A 17,764-nucleotide genomic window follows, 5' to 3' on the forward strand; every position below is an offset into this window, starting at 1 on the left:
TCGACATGGCAGATACTCAATACTACGGCACCGGCCGCCGCAAAAGTTCTACCGCTCGTGTGTTCCTGCGTCCAGGCTCAGGTAACATTCAAGTAAACAAACGTGCTCTAGACGAGTACTTTGGTCGCGAGACTGAGTGCATGGTTGTTCGTCAACCTCTAGAACTTGTTGAAATGTTGGAAAAGTTTGACCTATACGTCACTGTTAAAGGTGGTGGTTCTAACGGTCAAGCTGGCGCAATTCGTCACGGCATCACTCGTGCTCTTATGGAGTACGATGAGACGTTACGTCCTGCTCTACGTAAAGCTGGCTTCGTTACTCGTGACGCTCGTCAAGTTGAACGTAAGAAAGTGGGTCTACACAAAGCACGTAAGCGTCCACAGTTCTCAAAACGTTAATTTTACGTTTTATATATTGTGCAAAAAACCCGGCTTATGCCGGGTTTTTTATTTTCTGGCGCTAAAAGTTTACTTCCTTCAGCGCGTCACATAATTTTTCTCTTAACGGCGCTCATCGACCTAGTCAATTAGTATTCTAAATTTTCCGGCTTCAATTCAACATAAAGCTAACAATGTTTTAATAAAGACGCTGATTTGGCCGAATTTCGGTCAAATTCTTGATTTTATTCCAATCACTCACTAATTCTTAACTATGACCCCAGATTAATTTATTGCTTAAATACCAGTAAAACCTTGTGTTTATAAGGGCTTTTCTTTTATCATTTGCGGTCGAAATTTGACGAAACTTTAGTGAATTCTCGATTGGGCGCAAAAGCGCCTTAGAGTTAACTTCATGACAAGCCATATGATGGGCGATCCTAACGTGATAAAACCAGTAAAAGTTAGGGTTATACATCATAATTATCCGAACCTGGAGAAATGTGGATGAGCAATGTATCTGTAGATGCAACAGAGTCTGCACACAATGATAACCAGCCAGAAAACAACACCCGTCGTCGGTTTTTGACCGTTGCCACGTCGGTAGTTGGTGGTGTAGGTGTTGTTGGAGCGGCAGTGCCTTTTATTGCGTCCTGGAATCCAAGTGCCAAAGCGAAAGCGGCCGGTGCTGACGTTGAAGTAGATATCAGCGGGATTGAACCTGGACAGCTAGTGCGTGTGATGTGGCGAAGCAAGCCTGTATGGATTGTTCGTCGTACTCCTGAAATTCTTGAAGAATTGAGCACTCACGAAGATAAACTGAAAGATCCTAACTCTGAAGCAGAGCAACAACCTACGTTTGCCCAGAACCGTTTCCGTTCTATGAAAGAAGAGTACCTTATCTTAGTCGGTATTTGTACGCATCTAGGTTGCTCACCGCAGCACCTTAAAGATGGCGCTTTCGAAGAAGTGGTTGAAGGGGTTCCAGACGGTTTCTTCTGCCCATGTCACGGCTCTAAGTTTGATATGGCGGGTCGAGTATTCCAAAACGTACCTGCGCCGTTGAACCTTGTTGTTCCGCCTTACCAGTTCGTAGATGACACAAACATCATCCTCGGCTCAGAAGCGGAGGCTGTGTAATATGAATGCTTTTTTAGAGTGGATTGAAGCGCGTATTCCAATTATGCGTGTGGCGAATATGCACGCCATCCAATACCCAGCGCCTAAGAACATGAACTTTTGGTACGTGTTTGGATTTTTGGCTACCATCGTTTTAGTTAACCAAATTATTACTGGAATCTGGTTAACAATGAACTTCGTACCAACTTCTGAAGGTGCGTTCGCGTCTGTTGAATACATCATGCGTGAAATTGATTACGGATGGATTATCCGCTATATGCACAGTACTGGCGCTTCAGCGTTCTTTATTGTGGTATATCTGCATATGTTCCGTGGCATGATTTACGGTTCTTACCAAAAGCCTCGTGAATTGCTTTGGGTGTTTGGTATGTTTATCTACCTTGCACTAATGGCTGAAGCCTTCATGGGTTATGTATTACCTTGGGGACAAATGTCTTACTGGGGCGCACAGGTAATCGTATCGCTATTTGGTGCAATCCCAGTTGTAGGTCCAGACTTAGTTATCTGGCTACAAGGTGACTATGTAATCTCGGGTGCTACCCTAAACCGATTCTTCGCATTGCACGTTATTGCATTGCCATTGGTTATTGTTATTTTAGTGTTCTTACACATTATTGCGCTACACGAAGTGGGCTCTAACAACCCAGACGGTATTGCGATTAAGCATAAGAAAGGCTCGTTACCTGAGTCAGAAAAGACTAAATTCCAAATCCATGAGTACTACACAAGCAAGTATGATATCGCTGATGACATCTTGCCATTCTTCCCGCACATGGTGCTGAAAGACTTAGTAGCGTTCTGTATTTTCTTAGCCTTGTTCACTTATATCTTGTTCTTCGCACCTGAAATGGGCGGTAAGTTCCTTGAGCATCCTAACTTTGAAATTGCGAACCCGTTGAAAACACCTGAACATATCTTCCCTGTTTGGTACTTCACGCCGTTCTACGCCATCCTTAAGGCAGTACCTGATAAGCTAATTGGTGTACTTGCGATGTTTGGTGCTATTGCAGCCTTGTTCGCTTTACCATGGATAGATCGCGGTCGTGTTAAATCGTGGCGCTATCGTTGTGGTTTACACACAGTAAACCTTATTGTGTTCGCAATTGTATTCGTTTTCCTAGGTTACTTAGGTGCTACACCTCAAGAAAACTGGAAGATTGTTGCGTCGCAAATCGCGACTGTTATGTACTTTGGTTTCTTCGTGTTGTTGTTCCTATACAGCCGTAACGAGAAAACCAAGCCTGTACCAGAGAGGATTGCCTAATGAAAAAATTGATGTGCTTTTTAGCATTTTTTCTACCGGGTGTAGCGTTAGCCGCTGGTGGTAGTGTGCATCTTGATAAGGCACCTATCGACCTAACTGATAAGGCCTCGTTGCAACGTGGTGCGCAGTTGTTCATGAACTACTGCTTAGGCTGTCACTCAATGAAGTATCAGCGTTATCAGCGTACGTTTGCCGATTTGGGCATTCCAGACGAGCTAGGAACTGAAAACCTTCAGTTTACGGGCGAAAAGGTTGCTGATTATATTACGCGTGCAATGCCTGAAGATGCAGCAGCAGGTTGGTTTGGTGCTGCGCCACCAGACTTGACTCTTGTAGCTCGTGTTCGTGGTGAAGATTGGATTTACACTTATCTACGTTCTTTCTACGTAGATGAGAGTCGTCCATTTGGTGTGAACAATAAAGTATTCCCAGAAGTGGGTATGCCGCATGTACTTCAACCTTTGCAAGGTACACCAACTGAAATGCACGAAGAAGTTATGGTCGACGGTGAAATGGTTGAACAATATGTAGGTATTAAATCTGATGGTACAGGTTCAATGTCTCCAGATGAGTACGACCAAGCTGTTGCCGATATTGTTAACTTCTTAGAGTATACCGGTGAGCCAGCTAAGCTAGAGTCACACCGTATTGGTAAATGGGTTCTTATCTTCATTGCCGTACTGTTTGTATTTGTTTACTTGCTGAAGAAAGAATACTGGCGAGAAGTGCACTAATCGCACAGAATTATGTATAATGGCAAAGGGGGCTTCTCGCCCCCTTTTTTATTATTTGAATTTCGCCCGATTTAGCGGGCATAACTAGTTTCTCGACGGAGGAAATTGAATGGCCGTAGCCGCGAATAAACGTTCTATTATGACGTTGTTCTCTGACACAATTGATATTTACAGCCATCAGGTGCGTATTGTGTTGGCAGAAAAAGGTGTGGGTGTTGAAATAAGCTACACAGATCCTAGCAATCTGTCAGAGGATCTGTTGGAGTTAAACCCTTACGGAACCGTTCCAACTCTTGTTGATCGTGAACTGGTGCTTTATAAATCGCATATCATCATGGAATACCTTGATGAGCGTTTCCCGCATCCACCACTTATGCCAGTTTATCCGGTATCTCGTGGCCAAAGCCGTCTTATGATGCACCGCATCGAACAAGACTGGTATTCGTTAGCAGCTCGTATCTTCCGTGGTGAAGGTAATGTTGAAGCTGCGCGTAACGACTTACGTGAAGCGCTACTTGCATTAGCACCTGTGTTTGGTGAATTGCCTTACTTCATGAGCGAAGAGTTCAGCTTAGTTGATTGTTATCTTGCTCCGTTATTATGGCGCTTACCTGCTTTAGGTATTGAGCTTAATGGCGCAGGTAGTAAAGAAATTAATGCCTACATGAACCGTATCTTCTCTCGCAGTTCATTTAAAGCATCGCTAACCGATCAAGAGCGCGAGATCCATAACCCACTATGACATCTATGACGTCTAATCAGCCCTACCTTTTAAGGGCCTTTTACGAATGGATAGTGGACAACGATCTCACACCATACATTGTTGTTGATGCAACGAATGACATGGTGGAAGTGCCTTTAGAGTTTGTTAAGGACGGGCAAATCGTTTTAAACGTGTCGCCTAGTGCGTGTGTTAATTTTTCGTTGGACTTAACCGGGCTTTCTTTTCAAGCTCGTTTTGGTGGCCAACCAAGAAGATTAAGCATGCCTAGCGAAGCTATTATGGCGATTTATGCGCGTGAAAATGGCGCCGGTACTGTATTTGCTACCGAAGAGGAGATGGCCAAAACAAGTAAGCCATCTGAACCTCAAGCCACTGGGCCAGCATCTATTGAAGACGTAGACGCGTCGGATAATACAGATGCACCCGTTCCCCCTAAAAAGGGAAAACCTACCTTAAAAGTGATTAAATAAGCATTCTGACTTCCTGCTGCCTTAGCAGGAAGTCAGCTTATTCTTTTCGTTTTATCTTCTTATCTACTTCTATGCGCTCTATATTCATTACGTACTGCTTCTGTACTAACAAATAAATTCCTAAACTGAACCCATAGTCCGTGTTGTTTAACGCTACTTTTCTGCAACTTTGCTTGTCTCTTCGGTGTCTATTTAACTTCTGCGAGATAAACTATCATGGTTATATCGCGAGGTTTGTATGCTACAAAGCGCAAAAAAATTGCCTATTTGTCTTGTAGTTGCTTTATATTTTCCTTTGTTAGTTTTATTGGTTTTGCGGGTTCAATGACTATGTTCAAAGAAAAAATTAAAACGCTCATCGAGAATAAGCTTACCGAAGATGGCCTATTTGAAACCGGTGTTAAAGGTGTACAGCTATTTAAAGTGACAGAAGGTGTTCGCTGTGCGCCCGCGGTATATGAGCCTACAGTAGTGGCGATTGTCAGTGGTACGAAAGAGGCGATACTAGACGGGAAATCTTATGTTTATGGCACAGACCAGTACATGTGCTGCAGTATGTCTATGCCTGTTGAGGCGGGCACACCTAACGCATCGCCCGACAATCCATTGTTAGGTGTGTTTATTTCCCTTGATACTCGCGTGATGACCGAGCTTACCATGGAAGTAGAGCGCGCTTGCGGCATGCAAAAACAATCAAAAGGGGCAAAGTTTCCGCCAAGTATTGCACTGTCTGATTGGGACAATGACTTTGCTGAAGCGTTAATGCGATTATTACAGTTAAGCCAAAATGGAGCGGATACCGCTGTACTTGGCGACAGTCGCCTTCGTGAAGTTTATTACACCATTTTGAAAGGTGGGGCTGGCGAATCCGCAAGGCGAGCGTTTGGCGTAGGCAACGAGATTGCTCGTGCAATCGACTACCTATCAACCCGTTTAAATGAAACGGTCACTATAGAGGATATGGCATCACAAGTGGGCATGAGTCGCGCTGTATTCCACCGCAAGTTCAAACAAGCGACGAGCATGTCGCCCATTCAGTTCGTAAAGTCTATGCGCCTGAACACGGCTGCAATGAAAATTGTAGGTGGTATGACCGTAAATGAAGCTGCAATGGATGTAGGATATGTAAGTACATCGCAATTTAGCCGCGAGTTTAAGCGGTTATATGGTCAGTCTCCTAAGCAATGGAGCCACGATAGGCAAATCCCTGCAGCACTGATTTAATATTATACTAAAGGTGTAAATCTGATGTGTTGCATTGTCGCAAATATACTGGGATGGTAAACAAGTGCATTACACCCTGTGAAGTTAAACGCAATCTTTACGACTAACCACACCATTGTAAGAGAAAATTCGTTCTTAAAGCACAACAACTATTTGTCATAAAATAAAAATAATAGGCAGTGCAGTATTGGAACAGTTACTTTCAAATAACCGACAAAAATTACAAGCGGCAATTCCACTTATCAACAACTACAACGATAGGTTTGATGATTTAAACCATTGGTGGGGCAAAATATCGCTGATAGGTAAAATCAACAGCCATAATGTATCTGATAGCATTTTAGAAGAAATGCTTAGTACAAAAGAGAAATTCTCTGAGTTACAAGGTAGGCTCATTCAAAACCTGATGAAAGAGCATTTGTTGAAGCGTTTGGCTGACGATCATAATAAATCTCAAGTCGCTATTGATATTCTGATCAGAAATTTGTTTGAGCGTACTGCCGATGTAGGCTTTCTGGCTACTGATGATGATATCCGAGCTTTCTTGCTTCACACCGATAAGCAAACCGAAGACATTGAAAATATTCGCCACCGTTTAGCGGAATACGTAAAAAAATATAGTGTATATGATGAAATTGTTCTTCTTGATACCCAGGGGCGGGTTAAGGCTAATTTGGATATTGATAGCCCAATTGAATTTAGCGAAGACCCGCTAATTCCGATAACCTTGGCGTCTACAGAAGACTATACAGAAACTTTTCGTTATTCAGATCTTCAGCCTCACAAGCGCAATTCATTAATTTATTCGTGTGTCATTAAGGAAAGTAACGAAAAAGATGCCAAAGCACTAGGTGTTCTTTGTCTATGCTTCAAATTTGACGATGAAATGCAGTCAATTTTTAGCAACTTACAATCTGAACGTGCCGCCAGCAGTATTATGATTGTGTCTGAAAGCAGAGAAGTCATGGCGACTAGCCATTCACAAAAATTTAAAGTGGGTGAAAAAATACCTAACAGTGGGTCCCCTGATTTAATCACCATAAAAAATAAAAGCTATATATCTACAACGTCGAAAACTAAAGGCTATCAAGGTTTTGAAGGTTTATCATGGCAGGGTGTAGCTATGACGCCACTCAATGATGCCTTTAAGCATTCAAATGAAACTGGGAAACCTCAAACTGACTCTTGTCAGTTACTTAACTCCCAACTCTTTTCTGATGATTTAAAGCAAATATTCAAAACGTCGATGTTAATCAATGACGATCTGAGTTTAGTGGTATTGAATGGCATTATTGCTGCGGCGCGCAATAATGCTGTTGAATTCATGCCTGTACTTTCTGAGATCAAATCGACCGGGGAGAGTATCGCGTTAATCTTTTCTGACTCTATCGATAATTTACAATCTACAGTGATAAGCGCACGGCTTGGTGACGTAAGGTTTTGCGCAAGCTTAGCGGTAGATATTATGGACAGAAATCTATACGAAAGAGCGAACGATTGTCGCTGGTGGGCGCTTACCACTGTATTTCGACAGTACTTGCAACTTCCCACCGTAGGGCCTGATGCTCAGCAAGAAATTTCAAACATTCTTGGTTACATTAATGACCTATACACGGTTTACACCAATTTATACGTTTATGACAAAAATGGCATTATTGTCGCGGTATCTAACAAAGACCATGCGTCAGTCATTGGAGACAAAGTCGATACACAGAGCGGCGCTATAGATGCGTTGAGTTGTACAGATTCACAGAAATATTCGGTATCGAAATTTGTTCCTAGCAAGCAGTACGATAATAAGCACACTTACGTTTATAACGCGTCAATTACCAGTCTAAAACAAAATAACGTGGTAGGCGGTATAGGAATTGTATTTGACAGTGCACCACAATTCACTGAAATGTTAAATGATTCGCTACCTAAAGACGAAAGTGGGCATACTTTAACGGGGTGTTTTGGCATGTTTTGTCAGCCTGATGGGATGATTATTTCTGCTACAGAAGGTAGCCCTCAGCAGGTGGGGGACGTTATCGAGATAGACGACACACTTTTAGGTTTGAAAAATGGCGAGAAAGACTCTCGAATTACAAATTACCAGGGTAAGAAATACGCAATTGGTATTGCCGCGTCTAAAGGGTATAGAGAGTACAAAACAACCGGTGATTATCAAAATGATGTGGTGGCGTTCATCATGATGCCAAGCTAAATAGCATTAGAACAACGCCTACACGATTGTCACGGTATTACATTAGAAACAGGGTTGCAGTACCTAAAAATGCAAATATACCCACCACGTCAGTGATGGTTGTGAGTATTACGCTTCCTGCTAGTGCAGGGTCTATTTTCAAACGCTTCATGATGAGCGGCAAAGTAGCGCCTGCCAGCGCTGCGGCTATCATGTTAACCAACATGGCGAAGGCGATAATGATACCTAGCATGTAGTCTTGTTTCCAAAGCGCAATTACCGAAGCAATTAATATTGCCCAAATAGCACCGTTTAAGAAACCAATAGATATTTCTTTGCTTATCAACCAACGGGAGTTGCTGGCGTTAACATGCCCTAGAGCCATACCACGAATAACGAGAGTGAGTGTTTGGTTACCCGCTACGCCGCCCATGCTAGGCACTATGGTATTGAGTATGGCAAGTACAGCCAATTGACTGAGTGTGGCTTCAAATAAATCGCTTACCATGGCTGCCATTAGCGCGGTAACCAAGTTTACAGCCAACCATACGGAGCGTCGTTTGGTACTTTGAAGCACAGGAGCAAAGGTATCTTCGTCATCATCTAAACCCGCCATACTCATCATCGAGTGCTCGGCATCTTCACGAATAATATCAACCACGTCATCAATGGTAATTCGGCCGACTAAGCGATGTTTCTCATCAACCACAGGGGCTGATAGCCAGTTATAACGTTCGAATAAACTCGCCACTTCATCATCTGGCATATGAACAGGAATCGCTTCAGACTCTTCATCCATCACATCCGATACCTTGGCTTCGGTTTCGGCGGTAAGTAATCGCGTTACTGGTACGATACCGACTAAATTGTCAGTTCGATTCACTACATAAAAAGTATCAGTGTTTTCAGGTAATTCGCCCTTAAGGCGAATATAACGAAGTACCACATCAATGGTTACGTCAGGGCGAAGAGTAATGGTATCTGTGTTCATGATGAACCCAGCAGTCTCTTCGCCGTAAGACAGCGCTTGTTCAGCTCTGAGTCTGTCTTGTGCATCCATTGAATCAAGAATGTCTTGCAGTACTGGTTCTGGAAGGCTGCTAAGGGTAACCGCTAAGTCATCGGTATCCATTTCTTCTAACGCGTCTACTACGTTGGCCGGCAGCATTTTGGTGATGATACCGTTACGTACATCGTCAGAGAGTTCTTCTAGAATATCACCGTGGAAATCACCATCAATAAGTTCCCATAGTTCGTCACGGGTGCGGCTTGGGCTAGATTCGAGAATATGTGCAACATCAGAAGGAGGCAATTCCAGCAGAAGCTTACGTACAGAAACAAATTGACCGTTAATTAACGCGCCATTAAGTGCCCTAATTTGGCTTTGTACGTATTTTGAGACCAGCGCTTCTGCCACTGCTTTCGCCTAAAAATGGAATTTCTATAATGATAGGATATCGCACTTGCCATGACGCTGTCATGACAAAAGCGCAGCAGAGACAGACAATTACAAGCTATATGATGAAATTATAGGCGGCTTTATACTGAAACCGTATAACAGGAGAGCACAGTATTACTCGTCTTCGTTGAAACGGCCTTCAATTAACGTTTCAATGGCATTTAATGCCGCTTCGGCATCATTACCTTCAACCACAACGTTAACTTGTTCACCTTGATGGCTTTCCAGCATCATTAAGCCCAGTACACTGTTTGCATCAGCTTTCTTATCGCCTTTTACCAACACGATTTTAGCGTCAAATTGATTAGCTAATTGAACCAGTTGCGTGGCCGCGCGCGCATGTAGGCCTAGCTTATTGACTATAGTTAGTGTTTTTTCAATGGTCATTACTAGTTTAACTCGCGGTGGCGAATTTGCACATCGGGGTGTATTTCGCCAAAGGTTTTCGCTAACGATTGTGCAATAAATACTGAGCGGTGCTGACCGCCAGTACAACCAATCGCAATGGTGACATAACTACGGTTATTGCGTTCCAAATGTGGCAGCCATGTAGTGATTAGGTTCTGAATTTGCCAAATAAATTTGGTTACAACAGGTTGAGAACCCAAAAATACTTCAACCGGCGCATCTAAGCCCGTTAAGTGCTTTAAATCTGGTTCCCAATGCGGGTTGGGTAAAAACCTTGCATCGAACACGTAATCTGCGTCTTTAGGAATACCGTGCTTAAAGCCAAACGATTCAAACACCAATACTAAGCGAGAGCTTTTCTTACCTAGAATTCGTTCGCGGATAAGTTCTGCGAGTTGATGAATAGTGAGTTTATCCGTATCAATATACAAATCGGCGCGTTCAACGATAGGCGCAAGTAAATCTGATTCGGCCTTTATAGACTCAGATAATGATTTGTTGAGTTTGGCTAACGGATGCAGTCGGCGGGTTTCGCTGAAACGCTTCACCAGCACATCGTCGCTTGCGTCGATGTACACAATGGTCATAGACCACGATGAGGGTAGGTAATCTAAAATTTCTACCAAGTCCGCTGGGTTTTTGGGCAGGTTTCTTACATCGATACTTACCGCAACTTGGTCATATTCATCAACCACGGTATGGGTAAGAGTAGGGAGAAGGTTAACCGGAATATTATCTACGCAATAGTAACCTAAGTCTTCAAGGGCACGTAGCGCAACTGATTTTCCTGAACCGGATCGACCACTGATAATAATCAGTTTCACCTGCATTTCTCCCTCTAAAAATATGGTGCTGTGCTTTTTTAGCTTAAAGCCGTAATAATGTCGTCACTGGTGGAGGCCCGTCTAATGGCTTTCACCGTTTCTTTATCACTTAGCTTACCCGCCACGGTAGCGAGTGTTTGTAAGTGACCTTCTGTTTTCTCTTCAGGCACCAACAAGGCAAAGAATATATCTACGGGCTGGTCGTCAAGCGCATCAAAATCGATGGCAGGGTGACTAGTTACAATAATGGCGATAACGTGTTCTAAACCCGGTAAACGACCATGAGGCAATGCAATGCCATTGCCAATCCCCGTACTTCCCATTCGTTCACGGGCAAGTAGGCTCGCTAGCACTGTGGCCTGATCGATGTCGGGATTATTCTTAGCGGCAATGTCGCTAATAATCTCAAGAATACGCTTTTTGCTATTACATTGAACCGCACACTCGGTGCGGTCCAAACTTACTATGGCTTGAATTTCCATACTAATATTTAGTGCTTTTTCAGCTTTTCCTTATGCTTGATAACTTGCCTGTCGAGTTTGTCGATCATGCTGTCTATCGCCGCATACATGTCTGTATTATGAGATGAAGCAAACACTTCTGCGCCGCTAAGGTGCATGGTGGCTTCGGCTTTTTGATTGAGTTTTTCGACGTTCAGGATGACATGCACATTAGATATGTGATCAAAGTGACGCTCTAGTTTGCTGAACTTAGTATCGACATAGCTACGCAAAGAGTCAGTAATTTCGACATGATGACCGGTAAGGTTGATTTGCATATTTCGTCTTCCTTAAATTATCAAGGCCTTTAGATAAGGCTTTTGCGTTGGTTTGACGGCGGAATCGATAACGATTCCCGGTATTTTGCTATTGTCCGCCGGGCTACTTTAATGCCTTGTTCGGCCAACAATTGAGCAATCTTGCTATCGCTTAATGGCTTGCTGGGCGTTTCCGCTGCCACAAGCTTTTTAATTAACGCGCGAATAGCGGTAGATGAACACTCACCACCAGATTCCGTTGCTACATGGCTAGAGAAGAAATACTTCAACTCGAAAATGCCACGAGGGGTATGCATATACTTTTGCGTGGTGACACGTGAAATGGTGGATTCATGCATATCTACCATTTCTGCGACATCATTTAGCACCATTGGTTTCATCATTTCTGGGCCGTGCTCGAAAAAGCCCATTTGTTGCTGCACAATACAGTTTGCTACTTTCATCAAGGTGTCGTTTCTTGACTCAAGGCTTTTTATAAACCACTTGGCTTCTTGCATATGCGAGCGAATAAATTGCGAATCGCTGCTGTTTTTAGAGCGTCGGCTCATGGCAGCGTATTGTTGATTTACGCTTAATTTTGGCAAGCTGTCGGGATTAAGTTCTACTACCCAACGGCCATTCTTTTTGTTTACCGAAACATCAGGAATAACGTATTCGGGTTCTTTAGTAATTAATGCACTGCCAGGACGAGGATTCAACGTTTGCAATAAGCGCATGGCTTCGCGAAGTTGATCTTCTTTCAAACGGCTCTTGCGCATTAACGTACGGTAATCTTTGCTGCTCAGCAGGTCTGAGTACTCATTAATAAGCTGTCTGGCTTCGGTGAGCCATGGCGTATCGTCTGAGAACTGGCGAAGCTGCACGAGCAAACATTCTTGCGGTGTACGTGAACCTGAACCAATAGGGTCGAACATTTGAATACGTTTTAGTACACATTCAACTTCGTCCATTTCTACCAACTCTTCAACATCGTCAGAGTTTACCGATTCTAAAATCTGTTCAATGGGTACGTTAAGGTAACCAGATTCATCAATGGAGTCGATAATGGCGGTAGCAATGGCGCGGTCTGTATCTGAAAACGGGGTTAAACGCATCTGCCAAAGCAAATGGTCTTGAATATTGTCGGTGGTTTCACCCTGAAACAGTTGGTCGTCATCATTATTCGATGGGCCAGGAGCGGGGGCAGAAGAGGCCGAGTAATACTCATCCCATGTGCTGTCGATTGGCAACTCGTCGGGAAGGTCGTTCTTTTCAAGCGCGTCACCAGCTTCCAACGAATCGCTAGATGCAGTGGGAGCCGCTTCCACAGAAGGGTCGTCACCATCCATGTTGTTTTTCTCAACCGGGTGGTCATCACCGCCTTCTTCAACTTCTAAAAGAGGGTTTGAGTCAAGTGCTTCCTGAATCTCTTGCTGCAGGTCGAGCGTAGACAACTGCAGCAGCTTGATTGCCTGCTGCAACTGCGGTGTCATGGTAAGTTGTTGACTGAACTTTAGCTGTAAAGATGGTTTCATCTACGTCTTATTTTTAAACTCTTGTTGTGAATATACCCGTGCTTAAAACTGAAAATGACAATTCGGTTACAGTAACTATAGCCTGAATTGTTCTCCTAGGTATACATCCCTTACTTTCTGATTACTTAAAACTTGTTCTGCCGTCCCTTGCGCGATGAGTTCGCCTTGGCTCACAATATACGCTTTCTCACACACATCCAGTGTTTCTCTTACGTTGTGATCGGTGATGAGGATTCCAATTCCTCTGTCACGAAGATGTTGAATGATCTTCTTTATATCATTAACCGATATAGGATCAACACCAGCAAATGGCTCATCAAGCAAAATAAATTGCGGATCGGCTGCTAATGCTCGTGCGATTTCTACTCGGCGGCGTTCACCACCGGATAAACTCATACCCGTACTATTACGTATATGGTTGATATTAAATTCATCAAGTAGCGCATCGGCTTCTTGTTCTTGTTCTGATGAACTTAACCCTTTACGGGTTTGCAAGATAGCCATGATGTTCTCAAACACCGTCAATTTTCTAAAAATAGAGGCTTCTTGCGGCAAATACCCAATACCGCGGCGAGCACGTTCGTGCATGGGCTCGTGAGTTAATTCGCTGTCATCAATACTGATTTTGCCCTTATCTAAGGGAACTAAGCCAACAATCATGTAGAAGGTAGTCGTTTTACCGGCACCATTAGGGCCGAGTAGTCCAACGATTTGCCCCGTCGATACTGATAAGCTTACATCGCGAACCACTTGACGTGCTTTATAAGCCTTTGCAAGGCTCTGTGCGCTCAACGTTGCCATGATTAGTTGTCGTCCGCCTTATCGTCTTCGTTATTCGATGACGCTTTACGTATTGCCTCAGGGGTAAATACGGTAGTGACTCTGCCACCTTCGCCGTCTTCGCCGCCTGTTGCAAGTAATTGTTCAGTGACCATGTCGAAGGTAATCTTGTCGCCTTGTACTTTACTGGTGTCTTGCTGTAGCTCAGCATTTCCTTGTAAAGAAATAGTTCGATTTACTACTTCATAGCGAATTTCATTGGCCTTCGCTGTAACAGGAGCACCGTCTTCAAGTTTTTGCGAATAGCTGGCTGGTTTGCCGCGAGCCACGAATATCTCTCGTCCATCACCTTCGCTGGCAATCACTTCAACTTCATCAGCATTTATCACCAAAGAACCTTGAGTAATCCTTACATCATCTTTAAACAATGAGGTTTTGTTTTTACCGTCAACAAATTGCGATTTCGAGTCAACTTTAATTGGTTTATTAAAGTCGCTTTCAGCCGCTATAGCCGCAATAGCAAATAGGCTAACAGCGAGGCTAGTCGCTAATGCTTTAGTGGCTAGGCGAATAAATGGTTTGTACATGGTCTATTAACTCGTATTCCTGGGTACGCAAATTAGCGTTAAACCCATTGCTGTTAATCACATATTGTAAGCCACGTATTTCCACGGGCTGATCAGATGTCATTTGCTTAGTGTACAGGTTTATCTCTATAAACGCTGTGCGTATTGTTCTTACAAAGTCATCGACACTTTGGTTTTCAATAACGACATTATTTTCTAGCTGTATCAATTCGTTATTATACAAAGTGCCTTCTGTCGCGGTAACTTCCCACGGTGACTGTGCATCGTCGGTATACAATGTATATCTGGGCTTTTGGAATAAAACAAAGCCCAATTGGTCGTAATGTTCCATCGACGCTGCAAATACTTTGTGATTTAGCTGTCCTTCTTGATTGTATAAGGTGGTCGTTAGGTTTTTGGCTTTATATGCAGGCTTCAATGCGTCCGGCCCTTGATCAGATTGCTGAGCAGGGTCTTCGTCCATCCAAATAGGAATATACAGGGCGGATGCCAATATAAATAACACCGAAATACTTAAGCCTAATCGGTCAAAACCTAATACCTTCATACGCTAGCACCTTGAATTCCGTGTAGCTTGTCGTTTGCTTGAAGCAAGGTGTCACATATTTCGCGAACGGCCCCGAAGCCGCCGGGCAACGTGGTGATCCAATTCGCTTGCTGTGCAACCGCAGGGTGGGCGTCTTTTACCGCAATTCTTACATTAGCGTGAGGATACATGCCCGTATCAGGCATATCGTCACCTACTACCGCCACATGCTCGGGCTTAAGTGATAAGCGAGCCATCAGTTCTGCAAGGGCGTCAGATTTATTTTCTTCACCCTGCACAATGTGTGCGACATTCAGTGCTTTCATTCTATTTTCGACAATGGCAGAACGCCTGCCCGTAATAACCGCCACTGCCACACCTGAATTCACAAGCGCTTTAACACCATAGCCATCACGGGTATGAAATGCTTTTAACTCTTCGCCAGCATTACCAAGGTAAATACGGCCATCTGAAAACACACCGTCTACATCACAGACTAATAATCGAACTTGTTTTAACGAGGAATACAACGCCGTTGGCATAGCGGTATAAAGTGTATTTACGGCTGTTTGGGTGTCGTTCATTATAAAACTCCCGCTTTAAGTAGCATGTGCATATTGAATGCGCCCACAGGCTTGCGGGCATCATCCGTTACCATAAGCGCACTTATCTTATGAGTTTCCATTACATTTAGCGCTTCTACGGCGAGTTGTTCAGGCATGGTTGTTTTACCGCCTTTGGTCATCACCTGCGTAACCGTGGCGGTATGCAAGTCTATGCGGGCATCTAAAATACGACGTAAATCACCATCGGTGAAAATTCCGACTAAAACACCATCGCTATCGATAACCCCGGTCATACCCAGCCCCTTTTTGGATATCTCCAATAGTGCTTCTGCAACCAGGGCGTTTTCGTCTACCAAGGGTAGTTCGCTACCTGTGAGCATGATGTCACTCACTTTCAGCAGTAATTTTCTGCCTAAGCTGCCACCCGGGTGGGAAAGCGCAAAGTCGTCAGAGGTAAAACCTTTGCGATCAAGTAGGGCTACGGCAAGGGCGTCACCCATTACCAAGGTAGCGGTGGTGCTAGAGGTAGGTGCTAAGCCTAAAGAACACGCTTCCTTTTCTACACTAATATTCAATACCACGTCTGCGTGCTGTCCTAACGAACTAGTTACGCTGTTGGTCATTGCTATAACAGGTACATTTAATCGCTTCACAATGGGCAGTAAATTAACTAGCTCTGCGGTTTCACCAGAATTAGAAATAGCGAGTAGCACATCACCTTTGCTTAGCATGCCTAAGTCGCCATGGTTGGCTTCGCCTGGGTGCATGAAAAACGACGGCGTTCCGGTACTGGCAAGTGTTGCAGCAATCTTGTGGCCAATATGCCCTGATTTACCCATTCCGCACACAACAACTTTACCCACACAGTTTTGTAATAAATTACATGCGGTAACAAAATCATCGTTCATACGCGATGAAAGCGCTGAAATTGCCTGCGCTTCAATCTCTATAACGCGCTTGGCTGAAGTGATGAAGCTATTTTCTTGTGACATTACGCAAAAAGCCAAAATTGATAACCAATAAAGCAAGCAATCAATAAGCCGCCATTTCTTCGGCTTATTCGTCGATTACCCATTAAGGTGAAACTAAACAAAAATAGCAATAGGGTTAGCCCGAGCACAACGAACATATCGCGGTTATACACATCAGGGTCTAATGTGCCAGGCGCTATTAGGCCAGGCATGCCTAGTACAGCTAGCAAGTTAAAAATATTAGAACCAATAATATTGCCTAACGCTAGGTCATCTTCCCCTTTAAGCACACCAGCAATACTGGCAGCCAGTTCGGGTAAACTTGTGCCCAACGCAATAATGGTCAAGCCGATAACTAAATCTGACATGCCTAGGTATTGGGCTATTTCTACCGCTGAACCCACTAAGAAGTGTGCACTTAACGGTAACAGTATTAGACCAACTACAATCCAGAAAACAGCGGAAGAGGTGGGTACATCGTTAGGAATTTCATCTGTTGTCTCACTTACTAATGGGTCTTCTTTATCTACTTTCATGGAAAGCCAGCCCATTAGGCCCAAAACAATCACGAAGAGGCTAATAAGGATGATGCCTTCAAGATGAGTCAGTTCTCCATCGAAAAGAAAAGCAACAGCGATGACGGTAATAACAAGCAGAGCAGGGAGTTCACGCTTTAACGTAGAGGACGCAACAAGAAGCGGTTTGACTAGCGCAGTAATACCAAGCACAAGGGCAATATTAGTAATATTTGAGCCTAATGCGTTACCTACGGCGGTATTCATATTACCGTTAATAGATGCCGCGGCTGACACCACAATTTCTGGTGCAGACGACCCCATTGCGACAATGGTTAAGCCTATCATCATAGGCGCCATACCAATATTCTTGGCGAACGCTGATGCACCGTAAACAAAACGGTCTGCACTCCAGCTAAGTACAATCAGTCCAACTAAAAAAATGACTACGTTTAAAAGCACAACAACCAGCATAGTTAGGAATTTCACAAGATTGTCGCAAAAACAATGCCATTTGCCTATGGGAACTATCGCTTATTTTAGCAAAGGCGGTATTAAGTACCCCTTTGGTCGTGCTTACTGATTGAAAATCATTCGAATTTTCTAAATTCGAATAAATCGAACATAACTTGTAACGTTTTGCTTTTGTGCCGCGCTTGAAAAAGCGTACAATGACATTAAATTACACTGCTCAGTAAACTTTATCGATTTAACGTAC

At 43.6% G+C, this 17,764-nt stretch carries 20 protein-coding genes; 8 read left to right on the forward strand and 12 right to left on the reverse strand.

From position 1 onward, the window contains the following. The first annotated feature begins 5 nt into the window (after positions 1 to 5). The 8 genes from rpsI to ALT761_RS03595 all read left to right on the forward strand — a co-directional run bounded on the left by rpsI (position 6) and on the right by ALT761_RS03595 (position 8,139). Positions 6 to 398: a 30S ribosomal protein S9 gene (gene rpsI, locus ALT761_RS03560; RefSeq protein WP_013785377.1), complete on the forward strand. Its 393-nt coding sequence runs from the start codon at positions 6 to 8 to the stop codon at positions 396 to 398. A 486-nt stretch (positions 399 to 884) separates the two neighbouring features. Further along, positions 885 to 1,517, forward strand: coding sequence for a ubiquinol-cytochrome c reductase iron-sulfur subunit (petA, locus tag ALT761_RS03565; RefSeq protein ID WP_013785371.1), 633 nt, complete (start codon positions 885 to 887; stop codon positions 1,515 to 1,517). Position 1,518: 1 nt separating this feature from the next. Next, a complete protein-coding gene (locus ALT761_RS03570; RefSeq protein ID WP_013785370.1) occupies positions 1,519 to 2,781 on the forward strand; it encodes a cytochrome b in 1,263 nt (420 codons plus the stop codon). Beyond that, the gene (locus tag ALT761_RS03575) at positions 2,781 to 3,515 is read left to right on the forward strand and encodes a cytochrome c1 (protein ID WP_013785369.1); all 735 of its coding nucleotides are present in this window, start codon (positions 2,781 to 2,783) and stop codon (positions 3,513 to 3,515) included. Before ALT761_RS03570 ends, ALT761_RS03575 begins: the two co-directional genes overlap by 1 nt. A 109-nt stretch (positions 3,516 to 3,624) precedes the next feature. Next, a complete protein-coding gene (gene sspA / locus ALT761_RS03580) occupies positions 3,625 to 4,257 on the forward strand; it encodes a stringent starvation protein SspA (protein ID WP_013785368.1) in 633 nt (210 codons plus the stop codon). After that, positions 4,254 to 4,709 carry a ClpXP protease specificity-enhancing factor gene (locus ALT761_RS03585; protein ID WP_129736600.1) on the forward strand — a complete coding sequence of 152 codons (456 nt, stop codon included), beginning with the start codon at positions 4,254 to 4,256 and terminating at the stop codon, positions 4,707 to 4,709. Before sspA ends, ALT761_RS03585 begins: the two co-directional genes overlap by 4 nt. 330 nt (positions 4,710 to 5,039) lie before the next feature. After that, positions 5,040 to 5,933 (forward strand): AraC family transcriptional regulator, encoded by an 894-nt coding sequence (locus ALT761_RS03590; RefSeq protein ID WP_129736602.1) that lies wholly within the window; start codon positions 5,040 to 5,042, stop codon positions 5,931 to 5,933. A 187-nt stretch (positions 5,934 to 6,120) separates the two neighbouring features. Next, positions 6,121 to 8,139, forward strand: coding sequence for a cache domain-containing protein (locus ALT761_RS03595; RefSeq protein ID WP_129736603.1), 2,019 nt, complete (start codon positions 6,121 to 6,123; stop codon positions 8,137 to 8,139). 37 nt (positions 8,140 to 8,176) lie between these two features. On the opposite strand, the gene mgtE is transcribed toward ALT761_RS03595, so the two are convergent. The 12 genes from mgtE to ALT761_RS03655 form a co-directional block, all read right to left on the reverse strand. Beyond that, complete coding sequence (mgtE, locus tag ALT761_RS03600; RefSeq protein WP_129736605.1) at positions 8,177 to 9,535, reverse strand: magnesium transporter; 1,359 nt, start codon at positions 9,533 to 9,535, stop codon at positions 8,177 to 8,179. Positions 9,536 to 9,691: 156 nt separating this feature from the next. Continuing rightward, positions 9,692 to 9,964 carry an HPr family phosphocarrier protein gene (locus ALT761_RS03605; protein ID WP_013785364.1) on the reverse strand — a complete coding sequence of 91 codons (273 nt, stop codon included), beginning with the start codon at positions 9,962 to 9,964 and terminating at the stop codon, positions 9,692 to 9,694. Positions 9,965 to 9,966: 2 nt separating this feature from the next. After that, on the reverse strand, positions 9,967 to 10,809 hold the full coding sequence (gene rapZ, locus ALT761_RS03610) for an RNase adapter RapZ (RefSeq protein WP_129736607.1): 843 nt from the start codon (positions 10,807 to 10,809) through the stop codon (positions 9,967 to 9,969). Between the two features lie 38 nt (positions 10,810 to 10,847). Continuing rightward, positions 10,848 to 11,291, reverse strand: coding sequence for a PTS IIA-like nitrogen regulatory protein PtsN (ptsN, locus tag ALT761_RS03615; protein WP_129736609.1), 444 nt, complete (start codon positions 11,289 to 11,291; stop codon positions 10,848 to 10,850). Positions 11,292 to 11,299: 8 nt separating this feature from the next. Then, the gene (gene hpf / locus ALT761_RS03620; RefSeq protein WP_013785361.1) at positions 11,300 to 11,587 is read right to left on the reverse strand and encodes a ribosome hibernation promoting factor; all 288 of its coding nucleotides are present in this window, start codon (positions 11,585 to 11,587) and stop codon (positions 11,300 to 11,302) included. A gap of 29 nt (positions 11,588 to 11,616) precedes the next feature. Beyond that, positions 11,617 to 13,101 (reverse strand): RNA polymerase factor sigma-54, encoded by a 1,485-nt coding sequence (locus tag ALT761_RS03625; protein ID WP_013785360.1) that lies wholly within the window; start codon positions 13,099 to 13,101, stop codon positions 11,617 to 11,619. Positions 13,102 to 13,176: 75 nt separating this feature from the next. Next, positions 13,177 to 13,902 carry an LPS export ABC transporter ATP-binding protein gene (gene lptB / locus ALT761_RS03630; protein WP_013785359.1) on the reverse strand — a complete coding sequence of 242 codons (726 nt, stop codon included), beginning with the start codon at positions 13,900 to 13,902 and terminating at the stop codon, positions 13,177 to 13,179. 2 nt (positions 13,903 to 13,904) lie between these two features. Then, a complete protein-coding gene (gene lptA, locus ALT761_RS03635; RefSeq protein WP_129736611.1) occupies positions 13,905 to 14,468 on the reverse strand; it encodes a lipopolysaccharide transport periplasmic protein LptA in 564 nt (187 codons plus the stop codon). Further along, positions 14,437 to 15,015: an LPS export ABC transporter periplasmic protein LptC gene (gene lptC / locus ALT761_RS03640; protein ID WP_013785357.1), complete on the reverse strand. Its 579-nt coding sequence runs from the start codon at positions 15,013 to 15,015 to the stop codon at positions 14,437 to 14,439. The genes lptA and lptC overlap by 32 nt, the downstream gene beginning before the upstream one ends. Further along, entirely contained in the window at positions 15,012 to 15,578 is a 567-nt protein-coding gene (gene kdsC / locus ALT761_RS03645; RefSeq protein ID WP_129736613.1) for a 3-deoxy-manno-octulosonate-8-phosphatase KdsC, read from the reverse strand. The genes lptC and kdsC overlap by 4 nt, the downstream gene beginning before the upstream one ends. Next, the gene (locus tag ALT761_RS03650) at positions 15,578 to 16,552 is read right to left on the reverse strand and encodes a KpsF/GutQ family sugar-phosphate isomerase (protein ID WP_013785355.1); all 975 of its coding nucleotides are present in this window, start codon (positions 16,550 to 16,552) and stop codon (positions 15,578 to 15,580) included. Before ALT761_RS03650 ends, kdsC begins: the two co-directional genes overlap by 1 nt. Further along, positions 16,552 to 17,508: a calcium/sodium antiporter gene (locus tag ALT761_RS03655; protein ID WP_129740554.1), complete on the reverse strand. Its 957-nt coding sequence runs from the start codon at positions 17,506 to 17,508 to the stop codon at positions 16,552 to 16,554. Before ALT761_RS03655 ends, ALT761_RS03650 begins: the two co-directional genes overlap by 1 nt. Positions 17,509 to 17,764: the final 256 nt, after the last annotated feature.

The sequence above is a fragment of the Alteromonas sp. 76-1 genome, assembly GCF_900654235.1.
GTDB lineage: Bacteria > Pseudomonadota > Gammaproteobacteria > Enterobacterales > Alteromonadaceae > Alteromonas > Alteromonas naphthalenivorans.